General features: G+C 45.2%; 17 protein-coding genes. 2 read left to right on the top strand and 15 right to left on the bottom strand.

Annotated features, from left to right (window positions below):
• From H9L42_RS17270 to ruvC, 8 genes are all read right to left on the bottom strand, one after another.
• On the bottom strand, positions 1–1,503 hold the full coding sequence (locus H9L42_RS17270) for a diguanylate cyclase (protein ID WP_187302720.1): 1,503 nt from the start codon (positions 1,501–1,503) through the stop codon (positions 1–3).
• 110 nt (positions 1,504–1,613) lie between these two features.
• Positions 1,614–2,891 carry a sensor histidine kinase gene (locus H9L42_RS07225; protein ID WP_187302719.1) on the bottom strand — a complete coding sequence of 426 codons (1,278 nt, stop codon included), beginning with the start codon at positions 2,889–2,891 and terminating at the stop codon, positions 1,614–1,616.
• Positions 2,892–2,908: 17 nt separating this feature from the next.
• Positions 2,909–3,631 carry a LytR/AlgR family response regulator transcription factor gene (locus tag H9L42_RS07220; RefSeq protein ID WP_187302718.1) on the bottom strand — a complete coding sequence of 241 codons (723 nt, stop codon included), beginning with the start codon at positions 3,629–3,631 and terminating at the stop codon, positions 2,909–2,911.
• A 150-nt stretch (positions 3,632–3,781) separates the two neighbouring features.
• Entirely contained in the window at positions 3,782–4,819 is a 1,038-nt protein-coding gene (locus H9L42_RS07215; protein ID WP_187302717.1) for a YARHG domain-containing protein, read from the bottom strand.
• Positions 4,820–5,075: 256 nt separating this feature from the next.
• Positions 5,076–6,113 (bottom strand): tRNA preQ1(34) S-adenosylmethionine ribosyltransferase-isomerase QueA, encoded by a 1,038-nt coding sequence (gene queA, locus H9L42_RS07210; RefSeq protein WP_187302716.1) that lies wholly within the window; start codon positions 6,111–6,113, stop codon positions 5,076–5,078.
• A gap of 3 nt (positions 6,114–6,116) precedes the next feature.
• Positions 6,117–7,160, bottom strand: a complete 1,044-nt coding sequence (ruvB, locus tag H9L42_RS07205; protein ID WP_187302715.1) for a Holliday junction branch migration DNA helicase RuvB — start codon at positions 7,158–7,160, stop codon at positions 6,117–6,119.
• A gap of 10 nt (positions 7,161–7,170) precedes the next feature.
• Positions 7,171–7,776 (bottom strand): Holliday junction branch migration protein RuvA, encoded by a 606-nt coding sequence (gene ruvA / locus H9L42_RS07200; RefSeq protein ID WP_187302714.1) that lies wholly within the window; start codon positions 7,774–7,776, stop codon positions 7,171–7,173.
• A gap of 10 nt (positions 7,777–7,786) precedes the next feature.
• Positions 7,787–8,281, bottom strand: a complete 495-nt coding sequence (ruvC, locus tag H9L42_RS07195) for a crossover junction endodeoxyribonuclease RuvC (RefSeq protein ID WP_187302713.1) — start codon at positions 8,279–8,281, stop codon at positions 7,787–7,789.
• 170 nt (positions 8,282–8,451) lie between these two features.
• Between ruvC and H9L42_RS07190 the strand changes: the two genes are divergently transcribed.
• Positions 8,452–8,901, top strand: a complete 450-nt coding sequence (locus tag H9L42_RS07190) for an arginine repressor (protein WP_187302712.1) — start codon at positions 8,452–8,454, stop codon at positions 8,899–8,901.
• 18 nt (positions 8,902–8,919) lie between these two features.
• Positions 8,920–10,539: a DNA repair protein RecN gene (recN, locus tag H9L42_RS07185; protein ID WP_187302711.1), complete on the top strand. Its 1,620-nt coding sequence runs from the start codon at positions 8,920–8,922 to the stop codon at positions 10,537–10,539.
• A 28-nt stretch (positions 10,540–10,567) separates the two neighbouring features.
• Here recN and H9L42_RS07180 read toward each other — a convergent pair whose 3' ends face one another.
• The 7 genes from H9L42_RS07180 to H9L42_RS07150 form a co-directional block, all read right to left on the bottom strand.
• Positions 10,568–11,062, bottom strand: a complete 495-nt coding sequence (locus tag H9L42_RS07180) for a shikimate kinase (RefSeq protein WP_187302710.1) — start codon at positions 11,060–11,062, stop codon at positions 10,568–10,570.
• 74 nt (positions 11,063–11,136) lie between these two features.
• Positions 11,137–13,164: a bifunctional 4-hydroxy-3-methylbut-2-enyl diphosphate reductase/30S ribosomal protein S1 gene (locus H9L42_RS07175; RefSeq protein WP_187302709.1), complete on the bottom strand. Its 2,028-nt coding sequence runs from the start codon at positions 13,162–13,164 to the stop codon at positions 11,137–11,139.
• Complete coding sequence (locus H9L42_RS07170; RefSeq protein ID WP_187302708.1) at positions 13,142–14,434, bottom strand: replication-associated recombination protein A; 1,293 nt, start codon at positions 14,432–14,434, stop codon at positions 13,142–13,144. The genes H9L42_RS07175 and H9L42_RS07170 overlap by 23 nt, the downstream gene beginning before the upstream one ends.
• A gap of 20 nt (positions 14,435–14,454) precedes the next feature.
• A complete protein-coding gene (locus tag H9L42_RS07165) occupies positions 14,455–14,997 on the bottom strand; it encodes an SPOR domain-containing protein (protein WP_187302707.1) in 543 nt (180 codons plus the stop codon).
• A 177-nt stretch (positions 14,998–15,174) separates the two neighbouring features.
• Positions 15,175–16,848, bottom strand: coding sequence for an APC family permease (locus H9L42_RS07160; protein WP_187302706.1), 1,674 nt, complete (start codon positions 16,846–16,848; stop codon positions 15,175–15,177).
• 76 nt (positions 16,849–16,924) lie between these two features.
• Positions 16,925–18,238 (bottom strand): saccharopine dehydrogenase family protein, encoded by a 1,314-nt coding sequence (locus H9L42_RS07155; RefSeq protein WP_243235692.1) that lies wholly within the window; start codon positions 18,236–18,238, stop codon positions 16,925–16,927.
• 424 nt (positions 18,239–18,662) lie between these two features.
• Positions 18,663–19,250 carry a DUF6382 domain-containing protein gene (locus tag H9L42_RS07150; RefSeq protein ID WP_187302705.1) on the bottom strand — a complete coding sequence of 196 codons (588 nt, stop codon included), beginning with the start codon at positions 19,248–19,250 and terminating at the stop codon, positions 18,663–18,665.
• Position 19,251 lies beyond the last annotated feature (1 nt).

The raw sequence follows: 19,251 nt of genomic DNA, 5'->3' as shown, positions 1-19,251 counted from the left end.
TCAGGCAAAGACGATCTTCCCTTTTCCATCTTTTTTGGCGATATACATCGCCTTATCCGCGGCAGTATATAGCTGCGCGTAAGTCATTTCTCCCGGCGCGGCTGAAGCGATTCCAATGCTGAGGCTTACCGGCAATTCTTCTTTTGCCCATAAAACCTCAGAAGTACCTTCAAGCAGTTGTCGCGCATAGTTTTTTATGATCTCTTTCCCCTGCCCACCTGAGAAAAGCGCCATAAACTCATCTCCACCAATGCGTCCAGTCTCCATATTTTCCGGAGCCAGGCGATTCATTGTATCTGCAATCGTTTTCAGTACATGATCCCCGCAAATATGTCCGAACCGATCATTAATGGCCTTAAAATTATCAATATCGGTAATCAGCATGTATAACTCTTCTTCTGCCTTGAGCCGTTCTATCATCTGCATCCCCCGCTCTTCAATCGCGGCTTTATTCAAAAGCCGCGTAAACGAATCCATCTGCAGCTGTTCTTCCAGATTTTCGGTTTTCTCCTTCTGTTTCATAATGTTAGATAAAAAACCAATCCCCAAAAGCGGGTTTCCTTCCCGATCCATCTGCATCGTCATCTGCAATTCGTACCACTTTTCGGTTCTATTTTTTGAAGGCAGCAGAATCTCATATTTCTGATGGGAAATTCCCTGTATCGCCTGTTGTTCACAGCGGTAAATAATATGCTTTGACTCTTCCCGAATGATTTTACTTTCCCTCACCTTCAGCAGAAAATCCTCGATCCGATCCGGCCAATCAAATTCCGTCTCCCGATTCGAGGCAAAATGAAGCCATCCTTCTTTCATGTGCCACTGGAACGCAATCAGGTTGCTGCTCTGCGCAAGTATCTCATACTGCTCATTGGAAAGACGCAGTTTATCTGTTTTATCATTTAATTCATGATGCACAAACTGAAGTTCCTGTTCCTGAAACAGTCCGGACAAAAAACTCCTATATTTTACCAAATAGATTACCATGCAAAGCAGCAGCATAATCGTGAAGTTAAACCGATCTCCCGAGTCCCGGAGAGCCAGAAAAAAGAGACCATAATTGAAAATTAAATTCACCACAGCATAGACAGGACGCATGATTGCGATTGACGAAAACGCCACAAGCGCAGCTACAATCGTAATATATCCGTTGGCCGAAGATCTGCTGATATCGTAAATTTGAAACAGCGTCTGCCATAAGAGAATCATCGCCATTCCGCTCATACAGATTCCATAGCGGACAGAAATCCTCTGTGTTCTGCGCAGCGCCAGCTCCAAAGTCACATACAAAACACAAAGAAAAAGCAATGCTGTATAGAAACCGAAATAAATCCGGTTGTTTAAAGTTCCCAGTCCGGAGTTCGAAAATCCGACCACACGGATGATATTAAACAATTCTACTAAAATGCAAAAAAGACACACAAACAACAACAGATTACAGTTCCAAGCGGTAGCTTTTTCCGTATAATCCCTTTTAATCTTCTTAAAGTCATTTTTTCTCTGCACAGATCCGTTCCTCTCTAGTTATTTCATACTGTCGTTTCCATCTACAAATCCGATTTTATTCTAGCATAGAATCATAGGGCAATATCAGCTTGAGGACAAAACGCCCTTTTTTATTGATACTTTGTATGGAGATTCACTAAAACTCTGCTAACAAAGACGCCGTTTTCACCCTGGAAATCCGCTTCTCCATTATAGAGCCTCGCGCTACGCAGGATACTCTGAATTCCTGTACCTGTCCGAATATTAACTTGCGCTTTTTCACCTTGAAAGCGCAAATCGTCACTACAAGAATTCCTTACGGTAAATACCAGCTTTCCGGACCTGGTATGAATTCGTACTTCAATACGCCGCTCTGCCTTTCGGGAGGTCAAACAGCCGTTCACAGCATTTTCCATGAGATTTCCCAGAATAGCGGTCAGATCCATATCTCTTATGCCCGTATCCTGCTTTACATCCGCCTGTACCGACGTGGAAATTCCCTGTTCTTCTGCCTTTGAAACATAGGAAACCAAAATGCTGTTAATCGCTCTATTTTCGCAGAACTTCAGATTCGCTCCTCTTCTTTGTTCTGCTTCCTGTTCGTCAAGGTACTGCAGCAATTCCTGAATCTTTCCGTTTTTTGCGTAATCCGCAATCACCAGATCATGGTGCCGGGCATCATGCCGAATACGCCTCGCGTCTTCCTCTGCCGATTTCATCATATTGAGCTGCCACTTCAGAAAATGCTCTCTCTGTCTGGCTTCTTCCTGCTCTGCCGTTTTTTTCATCAGACTCATTGTCCGAAAAAGTACCCCATATATGATCCCAAAAAAGGTGAGTGCAAAAAGGATCAGAATCCATTCCCGCATCTGCGGATAACGCATAAAGATCGCCACCATGATCATTCCTTCAAATGTCTGTATCATCACAGCTATTAGATTTAGCGGCCACCAGCCCTCCGATATTGCGTTCCTTACTTTGTCAAATCGTTCCTTCCCCCAGCGGAGATAAAGGAAAATCTCTCCAATCTGCAAAACACGCCGGATAATCGTCGATATAAGCAAACTCTGGTCTTTCCAGAATAAATGAACAATAAATTCCGAAAAAATGCAGGTTGCCAGAAAGGTGGAAGAATATAGAAAAAACAAAAACACCATCTGAGGAGTGTTTTCTTCTGATAGCCACGCATAACACACGAAAAACAGCAGAATGGTGATAAGATACGCGCTGTCCACCCACAAATCCGGACGAAACGCCTTCAGCAGAAGAGTAACGGTTAGACAGCATATACATAATATCCCCCAGATAACCGCTGTAACGCCCTTTGAATATCTTAATCTCCCCAGCATAGACAGGGAAACCGCATGCAGGGGAAACAAAGTTATCAGACCAATCGTACTCACTTCCATAAAAAAGTTTCTCCTTTTTACTCACCGCAGTAATACTGGAAATATTCCTCTTTCAAAGATGAATAGGAACCTCTGGGGAGGTGAATTGTCTTTCCTGTTCCAAAAGTTACTGTTTTCGAATTCATGCTTTCAATAAATGCCAGATTGAAAATATAGGCGCTGCCTACCTTAACAAATTCGGAACGTTTTTCAAGATAGCTGAATAATTCGATCATGGTCATCCGCACTTTATATTTACTTCCATCTTCCATACAAAGATGCTGGTAGTTTCTTTGTGCTTCACAATACACAACTTTATCCAGCGGAATACGGCGGAACTCTCCTCCAACGCGCAGAACCATCCATTGTTCCCGTTCCTCTTCTGTTTTCAGAAACAATCTATCCAATATGGAAAAGAAACGCTTCTGCTCCAGAGGTTTTACAAGATACTGCGCCGCGTCTACATTGTAAGCTTCCAGAGCATATTCCCGGGAAGCAGTCAGAAATACGATCGGATTTGCGAATCCGTTGGCTCTCATTTCTTTCGCAACCTCCACGCCGTTTCCCTCCCGCAGATAAATATCAAGAAACACGATATCCGGAATAGATTTCATCCGTTCCATATCCCTTATAAAGTTTTTCGCTGTATCATATGTTTTTAACGCATATTTCCATTCATGCCGCGCGCCATAGAGTTCCAGTAACTGCTTTACGATTTCCAAATCCCGTTCCTCATCTTCGCAGACTGCGATGTTATACATTCCTGCTGCCCTCCCGATCTGATTCCACCGTTGGCAGTTTCCTCTCTGCCGACTTCACAACCCTATTATATACTTCTCCGCAAAACAAAATCAACTTTCGCGTTGATTAAAAAAGCGGCATTTGCTCTGAAATACCGCTCTCTTAAAAATTTATTCCATACTCTGAATCAGTTCCACGTTCTGCATCTCATACTCATTCAGAATCTCTCCAACCTGGCTGTCAAAGGTCTCCGGATCTACCGTTCCGTTGTACCAATCTTTGCTCTCAAAATAAGCTGCCAGCGCCGGATCATTAAACTGCCGTCCATGCCTTGCCATAATCTCGTTTCTGGCAATCCGCAGTTCTTCTGCTGTCAATCCCTGCAGATCTTCTTCTGTCAGATATTTTGTAGAGCTGTCAGGCAAAACGTAATCGTTATCTGTCTTGCTTTCAGATGTCGCTTCTGTAGTTTCTGACTCCTGTGAAGGCTCTGTTTCTTCCGGAACAGAATTGGCGACTTTAAATACCTCATAATTTTTAGCTTCATTTTTATTGATGACACTTCTCCACTGGATACTCCTGTTGTTAAAGGTCAGAACGCCATTTCCGCTATTGCCATATCCGTCATTGGAGAACGTATAGTAGGCGGAACCTTCCTTCAGCGTTGCCCCAATATTTTCCACGCGAATACTGTTATAAGCCGCGCCTCCGTCATAAAATCCCATGGAAATCACCATGGTGCTTCCGTCAACAGACAGGATTTCCAGCCGTACGCCTCCGGAAGTTTCCACATCCTCAACGCCCCGTTCTTGCCATACGCCTATGTAATCGTTGTAGTTGATAGAGTCTTCGCTCTGAAAAATAGAACTCCTCATCAGCACAAACAGCACCAGAAAAATCAAGATAATCCCGATGACAATTCCGATAACTTTTGGTGGTATCGGGAATTCCTTTTCCCGTTCCGAACGAAGTTTAAAGCTATATTCCTTTTTCGTCTCTTTTGCAGGCTCTGCCTTCGGTAACGTGGATGCCGGCAGTTCCATCCCTTCCGGTTCTGTTACTGATTCTTCTACATCTGGTGGTGTCTGTACAGATATCTTTTCCTGCTCTTCTTCCTTTTCTTTTTTCCTTGGTTGAACAGGAGCGCCACAGTATTTACAGAAATGACTGCGTGAACTGATTTTCTTGAAACAATTTTTGCAATACATGAAATATACCCCTGAAATATGAATCTATATTAAAAAAGTGTGAACAATGGAAAAATCCCTTTCACACATGTCAGATCGAAAGCTGACATTACCAGAACGCCTTTTGCACAAGGCTCATTCCTTGAAAACCATTACAAAATAGTCCTTTTTATTATACTCCAACCCATCCTTTAAGTCAATTTTCAGCCTGTGATTATCACAAAATCCTCAAACGTCTGAGCGCCTTTCCTTTCGCTGGAAAGGCGCTCGTAGCTAGTTAAATCAGCAGCATCGCATCCCCATAGCTGAAGAACCGATACTTTTCCCTTACCGCTGTATCGTAGATTTCCAGAATTTTTTCCCGGTCATAGAAAGCGGAAATCAACATCAGGAGCGTTGATTTCGGCAGATGGAAATTCGTAATCAGCGAGTCAATCATTTTAAACTCATATCCGGGATAGATAAAAATCCCTGTGCTCCCGCTGCCGGCTCTGACTTCATAACGTCCATCTTTTAAAACGGCCGCGCTTTCCAGCGTTCTGGTGGAGGTCGTCCCCACAGAGATAATCCTCCCTCCTGCCCGCTTTACCCGGTTAATCCGATCCGCGGTTTCCTGCGTCACTTCGTATTCTTCAAAATGCATCTGATGGTCTTCGATGTTTTCGCACTTGACCGGCCGGAAGGTTCCGATTCCCACATGAAGGGTCACATAGGCGATCTGAACGCCTTTTTTATCTGCCTGCTCCAGCAGTTCTTCTGTAAAGTGGAGACCCGCTGTCGGCGCGGCCACCGATCCTTCTTCTTTGCAGTAAACCGTCTGATAACGTTCGCTGTCTTCCGCGTCGCTGGCCCGCTCAATATAAGGCGGAAGAGGCATTTTCCCCAGTTCTTCCAGGCGTTCCATAAAAATGCCGTCATATCGGAACCTGGCGAGCCGCGTCCCGTCCTGTCCATAGTCAACAATCTCCGCTTTAAAGGAAGGGGAAAATGCTACCGTATCGCCGGGTTTCAGCCGTTTTCCCGGACGCACCATGGTTTCCCACACATCGCCTTCGATCCGTTTGATTAAAAGGAACTCCACTTTTGCCCCAGTCTGCTCCTTTTCTCCGAAAAGCCTGGCAGGAAGGACCTTCGAGTTGTTTAAAACCAGACAGTCCCCGGAATTCAGATATTCTAAGATGTCATAAAAATGACGATGCTCCACCTTTCCACTGTCTCTGTGCACTGCCATCAGGCGGGATCCGTCTCTCCGATCCGCCGGTTTCTGCGCAATCAGCTCCTGCGGCAGATGATAGTCAAATTCGTTGATATTCATATATTATTCCTCAATTTTTATTTCTATTTGCCCGCTCTGTTCATCGTCCACAGCAATCCCCAGATGATGGTAAGCCTGTTCGGAAACCACTCTCCCCTTCTGGGTACGATGCAGAAAACCTGCCTGAATCAGATAGGGTTCATATACATCTTCAATGGTAACCCGTTCTTCCCCGATGGAAGCCGCAATCGTGTCGATTCCCACGGGACCGCCTTTAAAACGTTCAATAATCGTCCGCAGGATTTCCCGATCCAGACTCTCCAGTCCCATGGGATCTACCCCCAGCGCGGTCAACGCCTTCTCCGTAATCGCAAGATCAATGACGCCGTTTCCCTTTACCTGGGAAAAATCCCGAACCCGTTTCAAAATCCGGTTGGCCACACGGGGCGTTCCTCTGGAGCGCTTTGCCATTTCTTTCAGAGACGGCTCGTCCACTTCCACATTTAAAAGCTTCGCGGATCGCCGGATAATCTGCATCAGTTCTTCCGTTGTATAAAGCTCGAACTTGCAGCTGACCCCGAATCGATCCCGCAGAGGCGCTGAAAGGCTCCCCGCCCTGGTGGTGGCCCCTATCAGGGTGAATTTGGCAATATCCAGCCGGATAGACCTTGCGGAAGGCCCTTTTCCAATGACAATATCCAGAGCGAAATCCTCCATAGCCGAATAAAGGACTTCCTCCACCTGCCGATTGAGGCGATGGATTTCATCAATGAAAAGCACATCGTTTTCGTTGAGATTTGTGAGAATCGCCGCCAGATCCCCCGCCCGTTCAATAGCGGGTCCGGACGTGATCCGAAGATCTACCCCCAGCTCATTGGCGATAATCCCCGCCAGCGTTGTCTTTCCCAGTCCGGGAGGTCCGTAAAAAAGCACATGATCCAGAGGCTCACCTCTCAGTTTCGCCGCTTCAATAAAAATCTTCAGATTGTCGGTCGCTTTTTTCTGCCCGATGTATTCCGCCAGAGATTGGGGTCTTAATGTAAACTCCGCAATCTCTTCGTTTTCCCCTGCGTTTGCCGCAGTTATTCTTCCTTCATATTCTCCCATACGCTATCCTCTAAAACAGTTTTTTCAATGCCTGTTTGATGTATTCTTCCACGGTAAGATCCGTTTCCTTTACCGCTGCCAGCGCGTTCACCGCTTCACCCTTGGTATAACCCAGCGCGAGCAATGCTTTTACCGCTTCGGCCCGGTTGTCTCCGGCACTGTCTCCCGCCGTTTCCGCGGCTTCCTCGCCTTTTGGCAGGACCGCGTCTTCCAGCTGCCCGAATTTGTCCTTCAGTTCCAGCACAATCCGTTCCGCGGTCTTTTTCCCAACGCCGTTTGCCCGAGTAAGGGTTTTCGCGTCTTCTGTCACAATCGCCTGATGCACTTCATTCAGCGGCATAGCGGATAAAATCGCCAGGGCCGCCTTCGCTCCCACCCCGCTGACGCTGATCAGTTTGCGGAACGTGTCGAGAGACGCTTTTTCTCCGAAGCCGTACAGACTGATATCATCTTCCCTTACGATCATGGCTGTAAAAACGGTAACTTCTTCCCCTTCCTTCGCCAGATAAATACTGGAATTAGCTGGCACAGAAAGTTCGTAGCCCAGTCCTCCGGCTTCTACCACCACGCTGCTTTCCAGTTTCATAGCCAGCGTGCCTTTTATGTAATGCAGCATTGCGTTCCTCCTATAATCCTTTCAGCCTGTTTCTCGCCCCCGCGGAATGTCCGTGGCAAATGGCCGCGGCCAGGGCGTCCGCCGTATCGTCCGGTTTGGGAGCTTCTTTCAGATTCAGAATGGTCTTTACCATAAACTGTACCTGCTTCTTTTCCGCTCTGCCGTTTCCCACCAGCGCCTGCTTAATCTGCAAGGGCGTATATTCCGCGATTTCCAGCCCTGAATTGGAACACGCCAGCAGCGCGACTCCCCTGGCCTGTCCCACCAGAATGGCGGTCTTCGCGTTCGTATTAAAAAACAATTCTTCAACAGAGGCCACTTCCGGTTCAAAACGCCCGATCAGCTCCATGAGAGAATTGTATAAAACCTTCAGCCTGTCCGGCATCTCCATACCCGCTTCCGTAGTTACGGCGCCATAGTCGATGACCTTGAACCGGTTTCCCCTCATCTCAATGATTCCGTAGCCTAAAATCGCGTAGCCCGGATCAATTCCCAGTATCCGCATAAACCCTTTCTCCCACCGTCCTTTTCCTTATAAATGCGCTTATTTAGTATATCACACAAACATACGTTCCGCAATTCTCAAAACGTATTTTCCGGTAGCTTTTTCCGCAGGATATGGTATAATTATAAATGTATAAACTTAATAAAAAATGTATATTAAAGGAGAATACCATGCGTTATTCGAGGCAAAGCAAAATACTGGAACTGATCGAAAAGTATGAGGTGGAGACCCAGGACAAGCTGGCTTCCCTATTGAAAGAATACGGGTATGACGTCACACAGGCAACGATATCCCGTGATATAAAGGAGCTGCATCTGATAAAAACACTTTCCTCCAGCGGAAAATATAAATATGCAGTTGCTACAAATGTAGAAAGTCCTGTTTCCGATCGTTTTGTAAATATATTCAGAGAAACGATCAAATCCGTAGACTCTTCCGGAAATCTTGTTGTGGTAAAGACGCTTTCCGGCTGCGCGAACGCCGCGGGAGAAGCGATTGATTCCCTGGGATTTCCTCATGTAATCGGTTCTGTAGCCGGCGACAACACACTGATGATCATCATCGACGATCCGGAAAACACCCCTGAATTTCTAAAAGAGTTTAATGAAATGCTGGGATAGGGCATAAAGAGGTAATTCATGATTTCTCATATCAGTATCAAGAATTTCGCGATTATTAAAGAAGTGGATATCGACTTTCACGAAGGGTTAAATATCATCACAGGGGAAACCGGGGCAGGAAAATCCATCGTCATCGAAGCCATCAGTCTGGCCTTGGGCAGTCGTGCGGATACCGCTTTTGTCCGCTCCGGAGCCACTAAGGCCATTGTTCAGCTAGCCGGAACCCATGAAGGAGAGGAATATGTCATCACACGGGAAGTGTCTGCAGCCGGTAAGAACCTGTGTAAAGTCAACGGCGAAATCGTCACCCTGGCGAATCTCAACCAGATCTGTAAAAAGTTGGCGGACATTCATGGGCAGTATGACCACCAATCCCTTCTGAATCCGGAGTATCATATCAAGCTGGTGGATCTTTATAAAAAAGATTCCATCTTCCCGGCAAAACAGAAGGTGTCAGAAATTTTTACCCGTTATCGGGAGCTTTCTTCCCGGCTAAAGCACCTCCTCGCCGACGCTGCTGAAAACCAGCGCCAGCTTGATTTTATGCGGTTTGAACTGGAAGAAATCCAAAAAGCGAATCTGACTCCCGGCGAAGATGAAACGTTAGAAGAAGAAATCAATCTGCTTCAGAATAGCGAGACCATCTACGAAAGCCTGGCTGAGGCTTATGAGCTTACAAATGGGGAAGAATATGCCGCTCTGTCCGGTCTGAAAAAGGCGATGGATCGGATCGGCGGAATTCAGGAATATTCGAAAGATTTAGCGGAAATTTACCGCCAGATGGAAGACTCCTATTACCTGCTGGAGGATCTGTGCAGCCAGGTACGGGAGCTTCGCGACAATACGGTATTTTCTCCGGATGAGCTGGATCAGGCCATTTCCCGCATGGAAGCCTTAAACGCGTTAAAACGGAAGCATAACGCTTCCCTGGAAGAAATCATCGCCTACGGACAGGAACTGGAAGAACGGCTCCAACAGGTAGAAAATGTGGACAGCGCGAGGGAAAAGCTGACCGCGGAACGGAAAAAATGCGAAACGGAATTAAAAGCCGCCAGCCACGAGCTGACCGAGCTTCGAAAAACGGCGGCGAAAGAGCTGGAAGGTAAAATTCTCGCGGAACTGGCAGAACTGAATTTTAAAGACGCGCAGCTTGTCATCGAATTTAAGGAAAGCAGGGAATATACGGACAATGGAACGGATCTGGTAGAATTTCTTATCAGCACCAACAAGGGAGAGAAGCTGAAGCCCCTTTCCAAAATCGCCTCCGGCGGTGAAATGTCCCGAATCATGCTGGCCTTTAAAAAAATCGTCGGCGATTATGATGAAATTCCAACGATGATTTTCGATGAAATCGACACGGGAATCAGCGGCATCACTGCCAGCATTGTCGGAAAAAAATTAAAACAGATCGCGGAGAACCATCAGATTCTCTGCATCACCCATCTGCCTCAAATCGCGGCGTTCGGCGACCACAATTATAAGATCTACAAAGAATCCGATGATACCAATACCTATACGACTGTCATCCCTCTAAAAAAGGAAGAGGAAGTCGAGGAAATCGCGCGGCTGCTGGGTGGAATCAATATTACAGAAACTACGCTTCAGTCGGCGCGGGAGCTAATCGAAGCGTCAAAATAAAAGCGGAAGATTCCCCTCTTCCGTTTTTTCATTTACAAGACTGCACAATTTGTTCCACTGTTTCTTCAACCGTCAGGCCATCGGCTTCAATGGTCACGTCCGCGTATTTTTCATAGAGGGGAACTCTCCGCTCATAAAGATTTTCGATAGTCTCCCCTTTCCCCATAGCGACTCCTCTTGTCTTAATGTTATCCAGCCGCTCTTCGATTGTAGCTAACGACACCTTCAGATAAACGATAATTCCACCTTTTTGCAAATGAGCGATGGCGTCCGGGTAGTAGATCGCGCTTCCACCTGTGGAAATGACCGCGTTTTCCACTTCCAGTTCTGTAAGGACGTCTTCTTCCGCTTTTTTGAAATATTCCAGGCCTTCTTCGTTAATAATTTCCTGCAGCGGACGTTCTTCTTTTTCCTGAATCAGAAGATCTGTATCAATAAAGCTTTTCCGCATGGTCTTGGCAAGAACAACGCCGGTAATACTTTTTCCGCAGGCCGGCATTCCCACCAGGATGATGTTGTTCATAAGTCTATCCTCTTTCTACAGAAAAAGGGCGAGGTTCAACTCTCGCCCTTTACTTGTTCTTTTATTTTACAAGTTTACGCTTCTTCGCTGGTTTCTTCCACTTCCATAGCAGCTTCTTCTGCCGGTACGTCCGCAGGTTCTGCCTCTTCTTCATAAGTTTCCGAGACTTCTTCCTCAGGCTGTGGCATTTCGTCCAACGCTTCTTTGATGCTCAGGCTGATACGTCTTCTGTCCTGATCAATTTCCAGAATCTTGGCCGCAACTTCCTGACCTACGGACAGCTCGTCCGCAATGTTTCCAACCCGTTTATGGGCAACCTCGGAAATATGTACAAGTCCGTCAAGCCCCGGCTCCAGTTCTACAAACGCGCCGTACTCCTTAAGCTGCACAACTTTTCCGTTTACAATTTGTCCAACGTCGTATTTTTCGTTGATTACACTCCACGGTTCCGGCTGGTTCTGCTTCAGACCCAAGGAAATTTTTCCTTTTTCCTGATTCATCGAGAGAACTTTTACGCGAATCTTATCGCCGATGCTCAGCACTTCCTGTGGATGCTTCAGTTTGCCCCAGGAGATTTCAGAGATATGCAGCAGTCCGTCAATTCCGCCGATATCTACAAAAGCGCCATAGTCTGTAAAGCGCATTACAGTACCTTCTACTACATCATCAACGCTCAGACCTTCCCAGATCTCCGCGATTCTCTTGTTCTTTTCTTCATTCAAATACTGTTTGTGGGAGAATACGGCCTTTCCTCTTCTCAGATCCACTCTGGATACTTTGACTGTAAGAGTCTGTCCAATAAATTCGTCTACGTTTTCCACGTAATGATCGGAGAGCTGTGAAAGCGGAATAAATCCGGAAACTTCTTTATAAGCGGCAATTACGCCACCATTAACCGGTCTGACAACTTTAACTTCAATGTTTGATTTATCTTCAAGCGCCTGGTTGATTTCATCCCAGTGTTCGCCAATTTCCAGCTTTTTCTTGGACAGCAGGATGCTGCCGTCGCCATCGTCTGTCTTTACAACTTTTGCCTGAATTTCATCGCCTTCATGATATAAGTCAGTTAGCTTTTGATCTCCTTCCAGTGTAATTTCATCAGATGGAATAATTCCATCCTTTTTGCAGCCGAGATTGACAATAATTTCTCTGTCTGTAACCTGATGGATCTTTCCGGTTACAATTTCTCCGCTGCGGGGCAGCCTTAAGGATTTTTCGATTTCGTCCATTAAGGCGTCCATTGAATTCATTTCATTGTTTTCAAGTGTGTTTTCACTCATATTGGCAATAACCTCCTTAATTAAGCATTCAGGCGTCGAGGCACCCGCTGCTACTCCTATTCTATTACATTTTTCAACTTCTTTCAATGGTAAATCTTCTATATTTTCAACAAAATATGTGTTATTGCAATATTTTTTTGAAATATCGTACAATTTCTTTGTGTTGGAGCTTTTCCGATCCCCTAAAACCAGCATCAACTCCACTTGTTGAGCGGTTTTCATGCAGCTTTGCTGGCGATTCTCCGTCGCGCTGCATATTGTATGATTGACAGACAATTCCTTTCTTTGCTTTTTCAATTCCTCTAAGATGCCTTCAAAAAGGCGTTTGGGAATCGTCGTCTGCGCTACTACAAACAAATGCTCCGCTTCCATGTCTGGGATAGTCTGCGAGTTCCCTACGATAATCGCCGAATTTCCGCACCACCCGTTAATCCCTTGAACTTCCGGATGATTTGCATCACCTACAATCAAAACTTGTTCTCCTTTTTCATCTGCTGCTCGCACTAGATCGTGAATTCTGGCAACAAAGGGACAGGTTGCATCAATCAAAGTCCAATTCTTTTCCTCTGCGATTTCGTAAAACCGTTTTCCGACTCCATGGGATCGAATAATAACCACGGCTCCGCACTCCGCTTCATCCGGGCTTTCAATCACTCTCACACCTTTTTTCTCGAGACGATCCGTTACCTGCTTATTATGAATTAACGGCCCGTAAGAATAAATTCTTTTGTCATACTCTCTGACAGCTGCCTCTGCCTTCGCGATTGCTTCCCGCACTCCGAAGCAAAATCCGGAATGATCAGCCCTTATGATTTCTTTCATCAATTTTTTTCAGTTCCTCCAGATATTTTTTAAAAGATGATTCGCTTCCATTACTGGTAGGCTCATAATACCGCACTCCCTGGTGGTACAAATTGTCCGGCAAATATTGCTGTGTCACATACCCGCCATAATTATGAGGATATTTGTAATCGATCCCATGTCCTCTTTTGGTTGCTCCGCTGTAATGGGAATCTTTCAGGTGAGCCGGCACATCATCAATTTTTTTCGTTTTCAGATCGCTCTTTGCCCGTTCCAGCGCCATACACGCGGCATTGGATTTTGGACAGGAGGCCATCAGTACAACTGCCTGCGCCAAATTAATCTGGGCCTCCGGAAGCCCTACCATAAGAGCCGCCTGCACACAGGCCGTGACAATGGTAATAGCGCTTGGATACGCCATCCCTACATCTTCACTGGCGATCACAAGGAGCCGCCTCCCAATCATCTGGAGATCGCCTCCTCCTTCAAGAAGTCTTGCCAGATAATGAATCGCCGCATCCGGATCACTTCCTCTTATGGACTTTTGCAGTGCGGAAAGCAGGTTGTATTTATCTTCGCTTTTATCATAAAAAGTTGTCTGGCGCTGCATCGCTTCTCCGATGATCTCTTTGCTCATAACTTCTCCGCTGCTGAGATTATCTGCAATAAATCCTAAGGTGTCCAAAGCCACCCTCGCGTCGCCTCCGCTCATATCTGCTAAAAGGTATAGGGCCTCTTCTTCATAGGATATTCCCCACCCTCCCAGACCTTTGTTTTTATCTTTAATCGTCCGCTTCAGAAGTTTATGAATATCCTCTGTTCGCAGCCTCCGAAACTCATAGATATTTCTCACCCTGCTGAGAATCGCATTATTTACAGCGAAATAGGGATTTTCTGTGGTGCTTCCGATAAAACGAATCACCCCTTCCTCCAGCGCTTTTAAAAGCGAGTCCTGCTGAAGCTTATTCCATCTGTGAAACTCGTCCACATACACATAAGTCGTTTCCTTCATAAGGCCAAAAAAACGGTTTTTAGCCTTTTCCAAAATTTCCTTCAACTCTTTTGTTCCGGTTGTAGACGCGTTGATTTCTATGAAATCCGCATCCATTTCTTTGGCCGTAATTCTGGCAAGCGTTGTCTTGCCTGTACCAGAAGGCCCAAAAAAGATGGCAGAATCAAAGGTTTTATTTTTGATTGCATTGTATAAAAGCGACCCCTTGTACATGAAATGAGTCTGTCCCACAAATTCATCCAAATTATCCGGCCGCATCCTCGTAGATAAAGGTATCATGTTCTGCTCCAGTTTCTGCTTTATTTAATCGTTGTTACAAATGCCCCTAAAGATGCATCCATCTCGTTCAGCACTGCTTTCGCTTTCTCTTTCGTGTCAAATAGCTTGCTGATTACTTTATATGCTCCGTCTTTTTCCACAACTTCAACCTTGATTCCCGACTGTTTTAACTGGGCTGCGCTTTTCTCCGCAGCATCCTTGGTTGAATAACTGCCAAATTGAATTGCGTATTCCGGTGTTTGCGTCAGTTCTACCTGATCTTCAATTACGCCGGCGGAGGCGACTGTCGTCTCTGCGCTTGCTTCTGTGCTTTTATTTTCCGCTGCCGATTCCGTCGTCTCAGCCTCTGTTTCTTCAGATTTTTGTTCATTCGATTCTTTTTCCTGAAAAATATTGAGGCCGGCAGGCTCAGAGCCTAAAATCGGATAGACAACATATTTTGCTGTCAGATATCCGGCACAGACTGACAAGCATATTATAACAATAACAGGCACAAAATTCACCTGTATTTTTCTTCCCCTGTATACAGCCGGCCTTCTTTTGATTCTTCTTCTCCGGTTCATCTCATTCCCTCTTTCTCTCATAAAGCTTTGTACATATTATTAGTCTCTAAAGAAAAATAGACCAACAAGCCTTAAAAACCATTAAAAAAGCAGGCCCCATTTTTTCTTATGAGTCCTGCTTTTTTAATCGGTTGTCTGTTTAACCGGTTTCGTTTATTTGCCTATCTCGACTATTATTTAGTTCTGCAGCCGATTTTCTTTCCGCTCCAATTTTCTCCCTGCAAGAGCCAATACTATACCAATGACAATTGCGATTAAGCCTCCCCATTTCAAGGCTTCCAGTACCTGAGGTATGGAGTTTGAAAACATATCGTAATCACTCGGCTCCCATTCGCCCCAGGTAATCTCATACCAATGCAGCCAGAACTGGCCAAGAAACGCAAAGGCTCCTGCGATAATAAGATACACCCCAATCCTGATTGTATCTCCCATCGCCAGCTTTGTTTTTTTATTAACCGGATAGCGTTCCGGATCATTTTTCGCCATTCCGCCATAGAGTCTTTTAAATATAATATAGGCAATCGGTCCAGTACTGATAGCGATCAGACCCATGCACAGATAATCCGTCCCATTTACAAGAAGCGCAATAATCGCGATTACAATCGGCGCCCCTGCGTAAAAGACCAGCCCTGCTTTTCCTCCGCGCATTACATAAAGCCCTCTCGCTTTTCGTTCTTCTACGGGGATCGTCTTTCTAAGTTTAATCACAGATAGCGGAAGAATCATATACAGCGCAAGCATAAATACGACCTCTGCACTGACCAGCGTCGTAAAGTCCGATTGTGCCAGAATCAGAGTTACAACTGAAAGTGACAGAATACCAACATAAGGGACTCCTCTTTTTCTGCTCACCTTTACAAGGAATTTCGGACATAAATTGTCATCTGCCAGTACAAAAAAGCCTCTTGAACCGGAAGCAAGGTAGGTATTAAAAATCGCGCACTGAGAAACAATGGCAATTACAAGGAAGATATACCCCCATGCCTGCCCGAGATTTGCTGTCAATACCGTTGCGTATCCGATGGTATCACCGGAAAAACCGCCATCTGTTGTCCAGTTTTCCCAACTTCCTTCCGGAAGCGACGCCAGCCCCGCTAAAGTAGGCAGTACATAAGTAAGCGCAACCAGCGGCATAGCGATCATAAGTCCTTTTGGAATTACCTGTGGATTCTTCACTTCTCCTGCCATATTGGAAATGCATTCATAACCACAGTACATCCATACACAGATGCAAATTCCTCCACCAATCCCATCAACAATCGAATATCCTTCCGGCATGATTGGATCCATCGGATTCGTCTGCCAATTCAACAGTCCTACGACCGTTACCAACGCAAACGCAAGTACAATCAAGATTGAAAGAATTGTACTAACCCTTCCTACTTCTTTCAATCCCATCAGGTTGATAACTGTGAAAATTAAAATCATTCCAATTTTCAGTGCGTGAACGGCTACCTCTGACATAGGGATCATTTGTGTCACATATCCCGCAACTAAAGCAACGTATACTCCATTTGTGATATAGGTGGAAACCGTCCCCCACCATCCTGCCTGAAAGCCCCAGAACTCGCCGAAGGCTTCTTTTGCCCATACGTATACGCCTCCTTCTGAAGGGAGGACGGATCCCAGCTCTGCGACTAAATTGCTAATCGGATACGCCCATACAATTGGAAACGCAATTAAGAGAATGAGCGTCATTCCCGGACCTGCCTCCGGGATCATTTCTTCAATCCCGAAAGCTCCTGCTGCTACCAGACAGTAGAGCATAAATACAATCCCTGAAACCCGGATATCATGCTTTTTCAGTCCTGCGACACCATGCGTATGTGCCTGAGTTTGATTTTGACTCATCATGCACCTCCTTTTAAAAGTCAGCTATGGGGCGGAGCATACCCCATAGTTTTTGAATGTAAGCCTTTCTATTTTATTACTTTTTCTTTGCTTTTGCAAAGATTTCCGCCATCTTTTCTTTGTCTTGAGCCGTTTTATAAGGAGAATCCATTTCTACAAAACCATATTCAAAGCCTGCTTCATCCATAATCTCCAGATACGGAATCGGATCAAAATATTCCGGCGCAAAGACTCCCGCGTCTTTCCATATACCTCTGCCGATCAATTCAATTCCCACAGCCGCTCCAAATCCGGTCTGGGCAACAACCGCCTGCATATTCCATCTTTTCATGGATTCCTGGTTATCAAAGGGCTGATACATAAAAATTTCTCTTTCTTTTCCATCTTTGATTCCTTTGCAATGGATTCCAACGCACATTTTTCCGATCATCTCATCTCCGATATCTTTCGGCTGAGGCGCACAGGCCGCGACAATATCTCTAGGAACCACTTTAACCCCGTTTACCTCTACCGGTTCCAGACTGCGCAGTCCCAGTGCTGTAATAACTTTCAGCGCCTGCATCAGATTCTCGTCCAGAGAGATCTTGAAGGTGCATTTTTCCAAACCATATTTCTCCAGAAACCGCGGCATCAAAACGGTTTCTTCATGTTCGATTTTTACCATCGTATTCGGGCCGACCCCAGCAGGCATTTCAAAAACTTCTTCTCCTGCAAAAGGAACATCCGTTATGTAACCCTTCTCCTTATCCCACTCTACATTTGGGTTAATACATTCGTCAAGTACAGTCCAGACGTTGAACCCAAAGGTGATATCGTCTTCACCCGCACTTGGGATTTCCAGATTTCCTCCATCTTTTACATGAATCTCTTTCAGCTCGTCAAACAGATATTCCGCCGCGAATTTGGCGAATACATCTACAACGCCCGGGTCGATGCCGAGGCAGATACAAGCCATATTCCCTTTTTCTTTCCATTGTTCATGCCGATCAAAGTTGTATTTGGACATAGGCTCAGAAAAGCTTTCCTCCAGTGTTCCATAAATAGGTGGGTCGTACGGCACAGACCATGTCCCCATGCTCACATAATCAGCTCCCGCTTCATAAGCAGCGTCAAAAATATTATTGGAAACAAAAGGCGCGGCTGCATCCATCACAAAGTTGCAGTCCTGCTTTCTAATAATTTCTACCAGTTCATTCGTATTTTTCGCATTTAACTGCTGCGGAGTGAAACGCTTATCACCTGCCAGATGTTCACAGACCTCTTTTGCCCTATCAAAATCGTAATCGCCCACTACAACTTTTTCCAGCCACTTTCCTTCCGGATCTCTTACCTGCAGAATACGAAGAATGGATTCACCTACCGCTCCCGCTCCTACTAATAACATTTTCATACTCATTTCCTCCTCGCGTTTGATCCGTTTTTACGGGTTCTTTCTCAGCAGTAGAAAACTAAATACATCATGCAGAAAAAATATTTCCTTTTCCTTTCGGCTTCAGGGTATACATAAAAAAGAGAAATATACTTCACCAAAGCCGGTGCTGCATATTTCTCTGTCCCTTTGCCAGTTGGTTATATCCACGTAGGCGCCACACTGAAGTGATCTCTCCAAAGACTCGTCAGATAACCTTCCTTTTGCCTGTCAGTTTCCACAGAATAACTGCCACTATTCTGATTTGCTTCTTCGGCCTCCTAATTAAATAGAATGTCTAAAGCTATCCTCATCCGAAGTATTTAGTTGTTATATTTTTGTAATTAGTTTAACATATTATTTCAGAATTTTCAAGCTTTTCTCGTTAGTTATTAATTTCACATCTTTACTCCTGGCCCTCCTGTCCATCTGAATCAGACATCTCCACAAGATTCGACGCTTTATCAGACATGTAAAGCTTTCTACGGATTTCCCCAATCATATTGATTAGATCCCCTATATAATAATTATGTTCTTCCATCTGTGTTTTCATCTTTTCCAGATAAGCTCTCTCTGTTTTTTTCAGTTTTCCCTCCATCTGTGTAAAAAATTCTGCTACATTCTCCCTTAGATTGAGCTGTGGTTCTTCCGCAGGAACGTACGCGATTCTTACCTGTTTGGTCTTTCGGTTATAAAAAATGGTATCCATATTGAGTGTTATTTTTCCCGGTGTAATCAGATACTCTCCTGCTCGGTTTACTAACAGCAATGTTTTTTCCAGAATTTCAAAAGCTTCTTTTGCCTCATTGATATTACACTGCCGCAGAGCTGTATACCCACTGCAGTTATAAGAAACCAGTTCTCCGTCTTCCAGCCGCACAAATCCCATCGGCATAAACAGATCACAAATACCAGATGAAAGCACCACTTTTTCAAATTCTTTGATAGAGCCATCTTTCAACTGCAGTTTAAAGTCATTATTTCGAATCTCCATG

This window comes from Zhenpiania hominis (assembly GCF_014333425.1).
Classification (GTDB): Bacteria; Bacillota; Clostridia; order Peptostreptococcales; family Anaerovoracaceae; genus Hominibacterium; species Hominibacterium hominis.
The sequence above is the reverse complement of the archived record's forward strand: the minus strand, read 5'-3'. Positions and strand labels throughout refer to the sequence as shown.

Bases quoted from the DNA above. Each gene is read 5' to 3' on its own strand.
- H9L42_RS07170 (WP_187302708.1), bottom strand. From the start codon at position 14,434: ATGATACCTTTATCTACGAGGATGCGGCCGGATAATTTGGATGAATTT.
- H9L42_RS07165 (WP_187302707.1), bottom strand. From the start codon at position 14,997: ATGAACCGGAGAAGAAGAATCAAAAGAAGGCCGGCTGTATACAGGGGA.
- H9L42_RS07160 (WP_187302706.1), bottom strand. From the start codon at position 16,848: ATGAGTCAAAATCAAACTCAGGCACATACGCATGGTGTCGCAGGACTG.
- H9L42_RS07225 (WP_187302719.1), bottom strand. From the start codon at position 2,891: ATGGAAGTGAGTACGATTGGTCTGATAACTTTGTTTCCCCTGCATGCG.
- H9L42_RS07155 (WP_243235692.1), bottom strand. From the start codon at position 18,238: ATGAAAATGTTATTAGTAGGAGCGGGAGCGGTAGGTGAATCCATTCTT.
- H9L42_RS07190 (WP_187302712.1), top strand. From the start codon at position 8,452: ATGCGTTATTCGAGGCAAAGCAAAATACTGGAACTGATCGAAAAGTAT.
- queA (WP_187302716.1), bottom strand. From the start codon at position 6,113: ATGAATATCAACGAATTTGACTATCATCTGCCGCAGGAGCTGATTGCG.
- recN (WP_187302711.1), top strand. From the start codon at position 8,920: ATGATTTCTCATATCAGTATCAAGAATTTCGCGATTATTAAAGAAGTG.
- ruvB (WP_187302715.1), bottom strand. From the start codon at position 7,160: ATGGGAGAATATGAAGGAAGAATAACTGCGGCAAACGCAGGGGAAAAC.
- H9L42_RS07180 (WP_187302710.1), bottom strand. From the start codon at position 11,062: ATGAACAACATCATCCTGGTGGGAATGCCGGCCTGCGGAAAAAGTATT.
- H9L42_RS07220 (WP_187302718.1), bottom strand. From the start codon at position 3,631: ATGTATAACATCGCAGTCTGCGAAGATGAGGAACGGGATTTGGAAATC.
- H9L42_RS07215 (WP_187302717.1), bottom strand. From the start codon at position 4,819: ATGTATTGCAAAAATTGTTTCAAGAAAATCAGTTCACGCAGTCATTTC.
- H9L42_RS07150 (WP_187302705.1), bottom strand. From the start codon at position 19,250: ATGGAGATTCGAAATAATGACTTTAAACTGCAGTTGAAAGATGGCTCT.
- H9L42_RS07175 (WP_187302709.1), bottom strand. From the start codon at position 13,164: ATGAAAGAAATCATAAGGGCTGATCATTCCGGATTTTGCTTCGGAGTG.
- ruvC (WP_187302713.1), bottom strand. From the start codon at position 8,281: ATGCGGATACTGGGAATTGATCCGGGCTACGCGATTTTAGGCTACGGA.
- ruvA (WP_187302714.1), bottom strand. From the start codon at position 7,776: ATGCTGCATTACATAAAAGGCACGCTGGCTATGAAACTGGAAAGCAGC.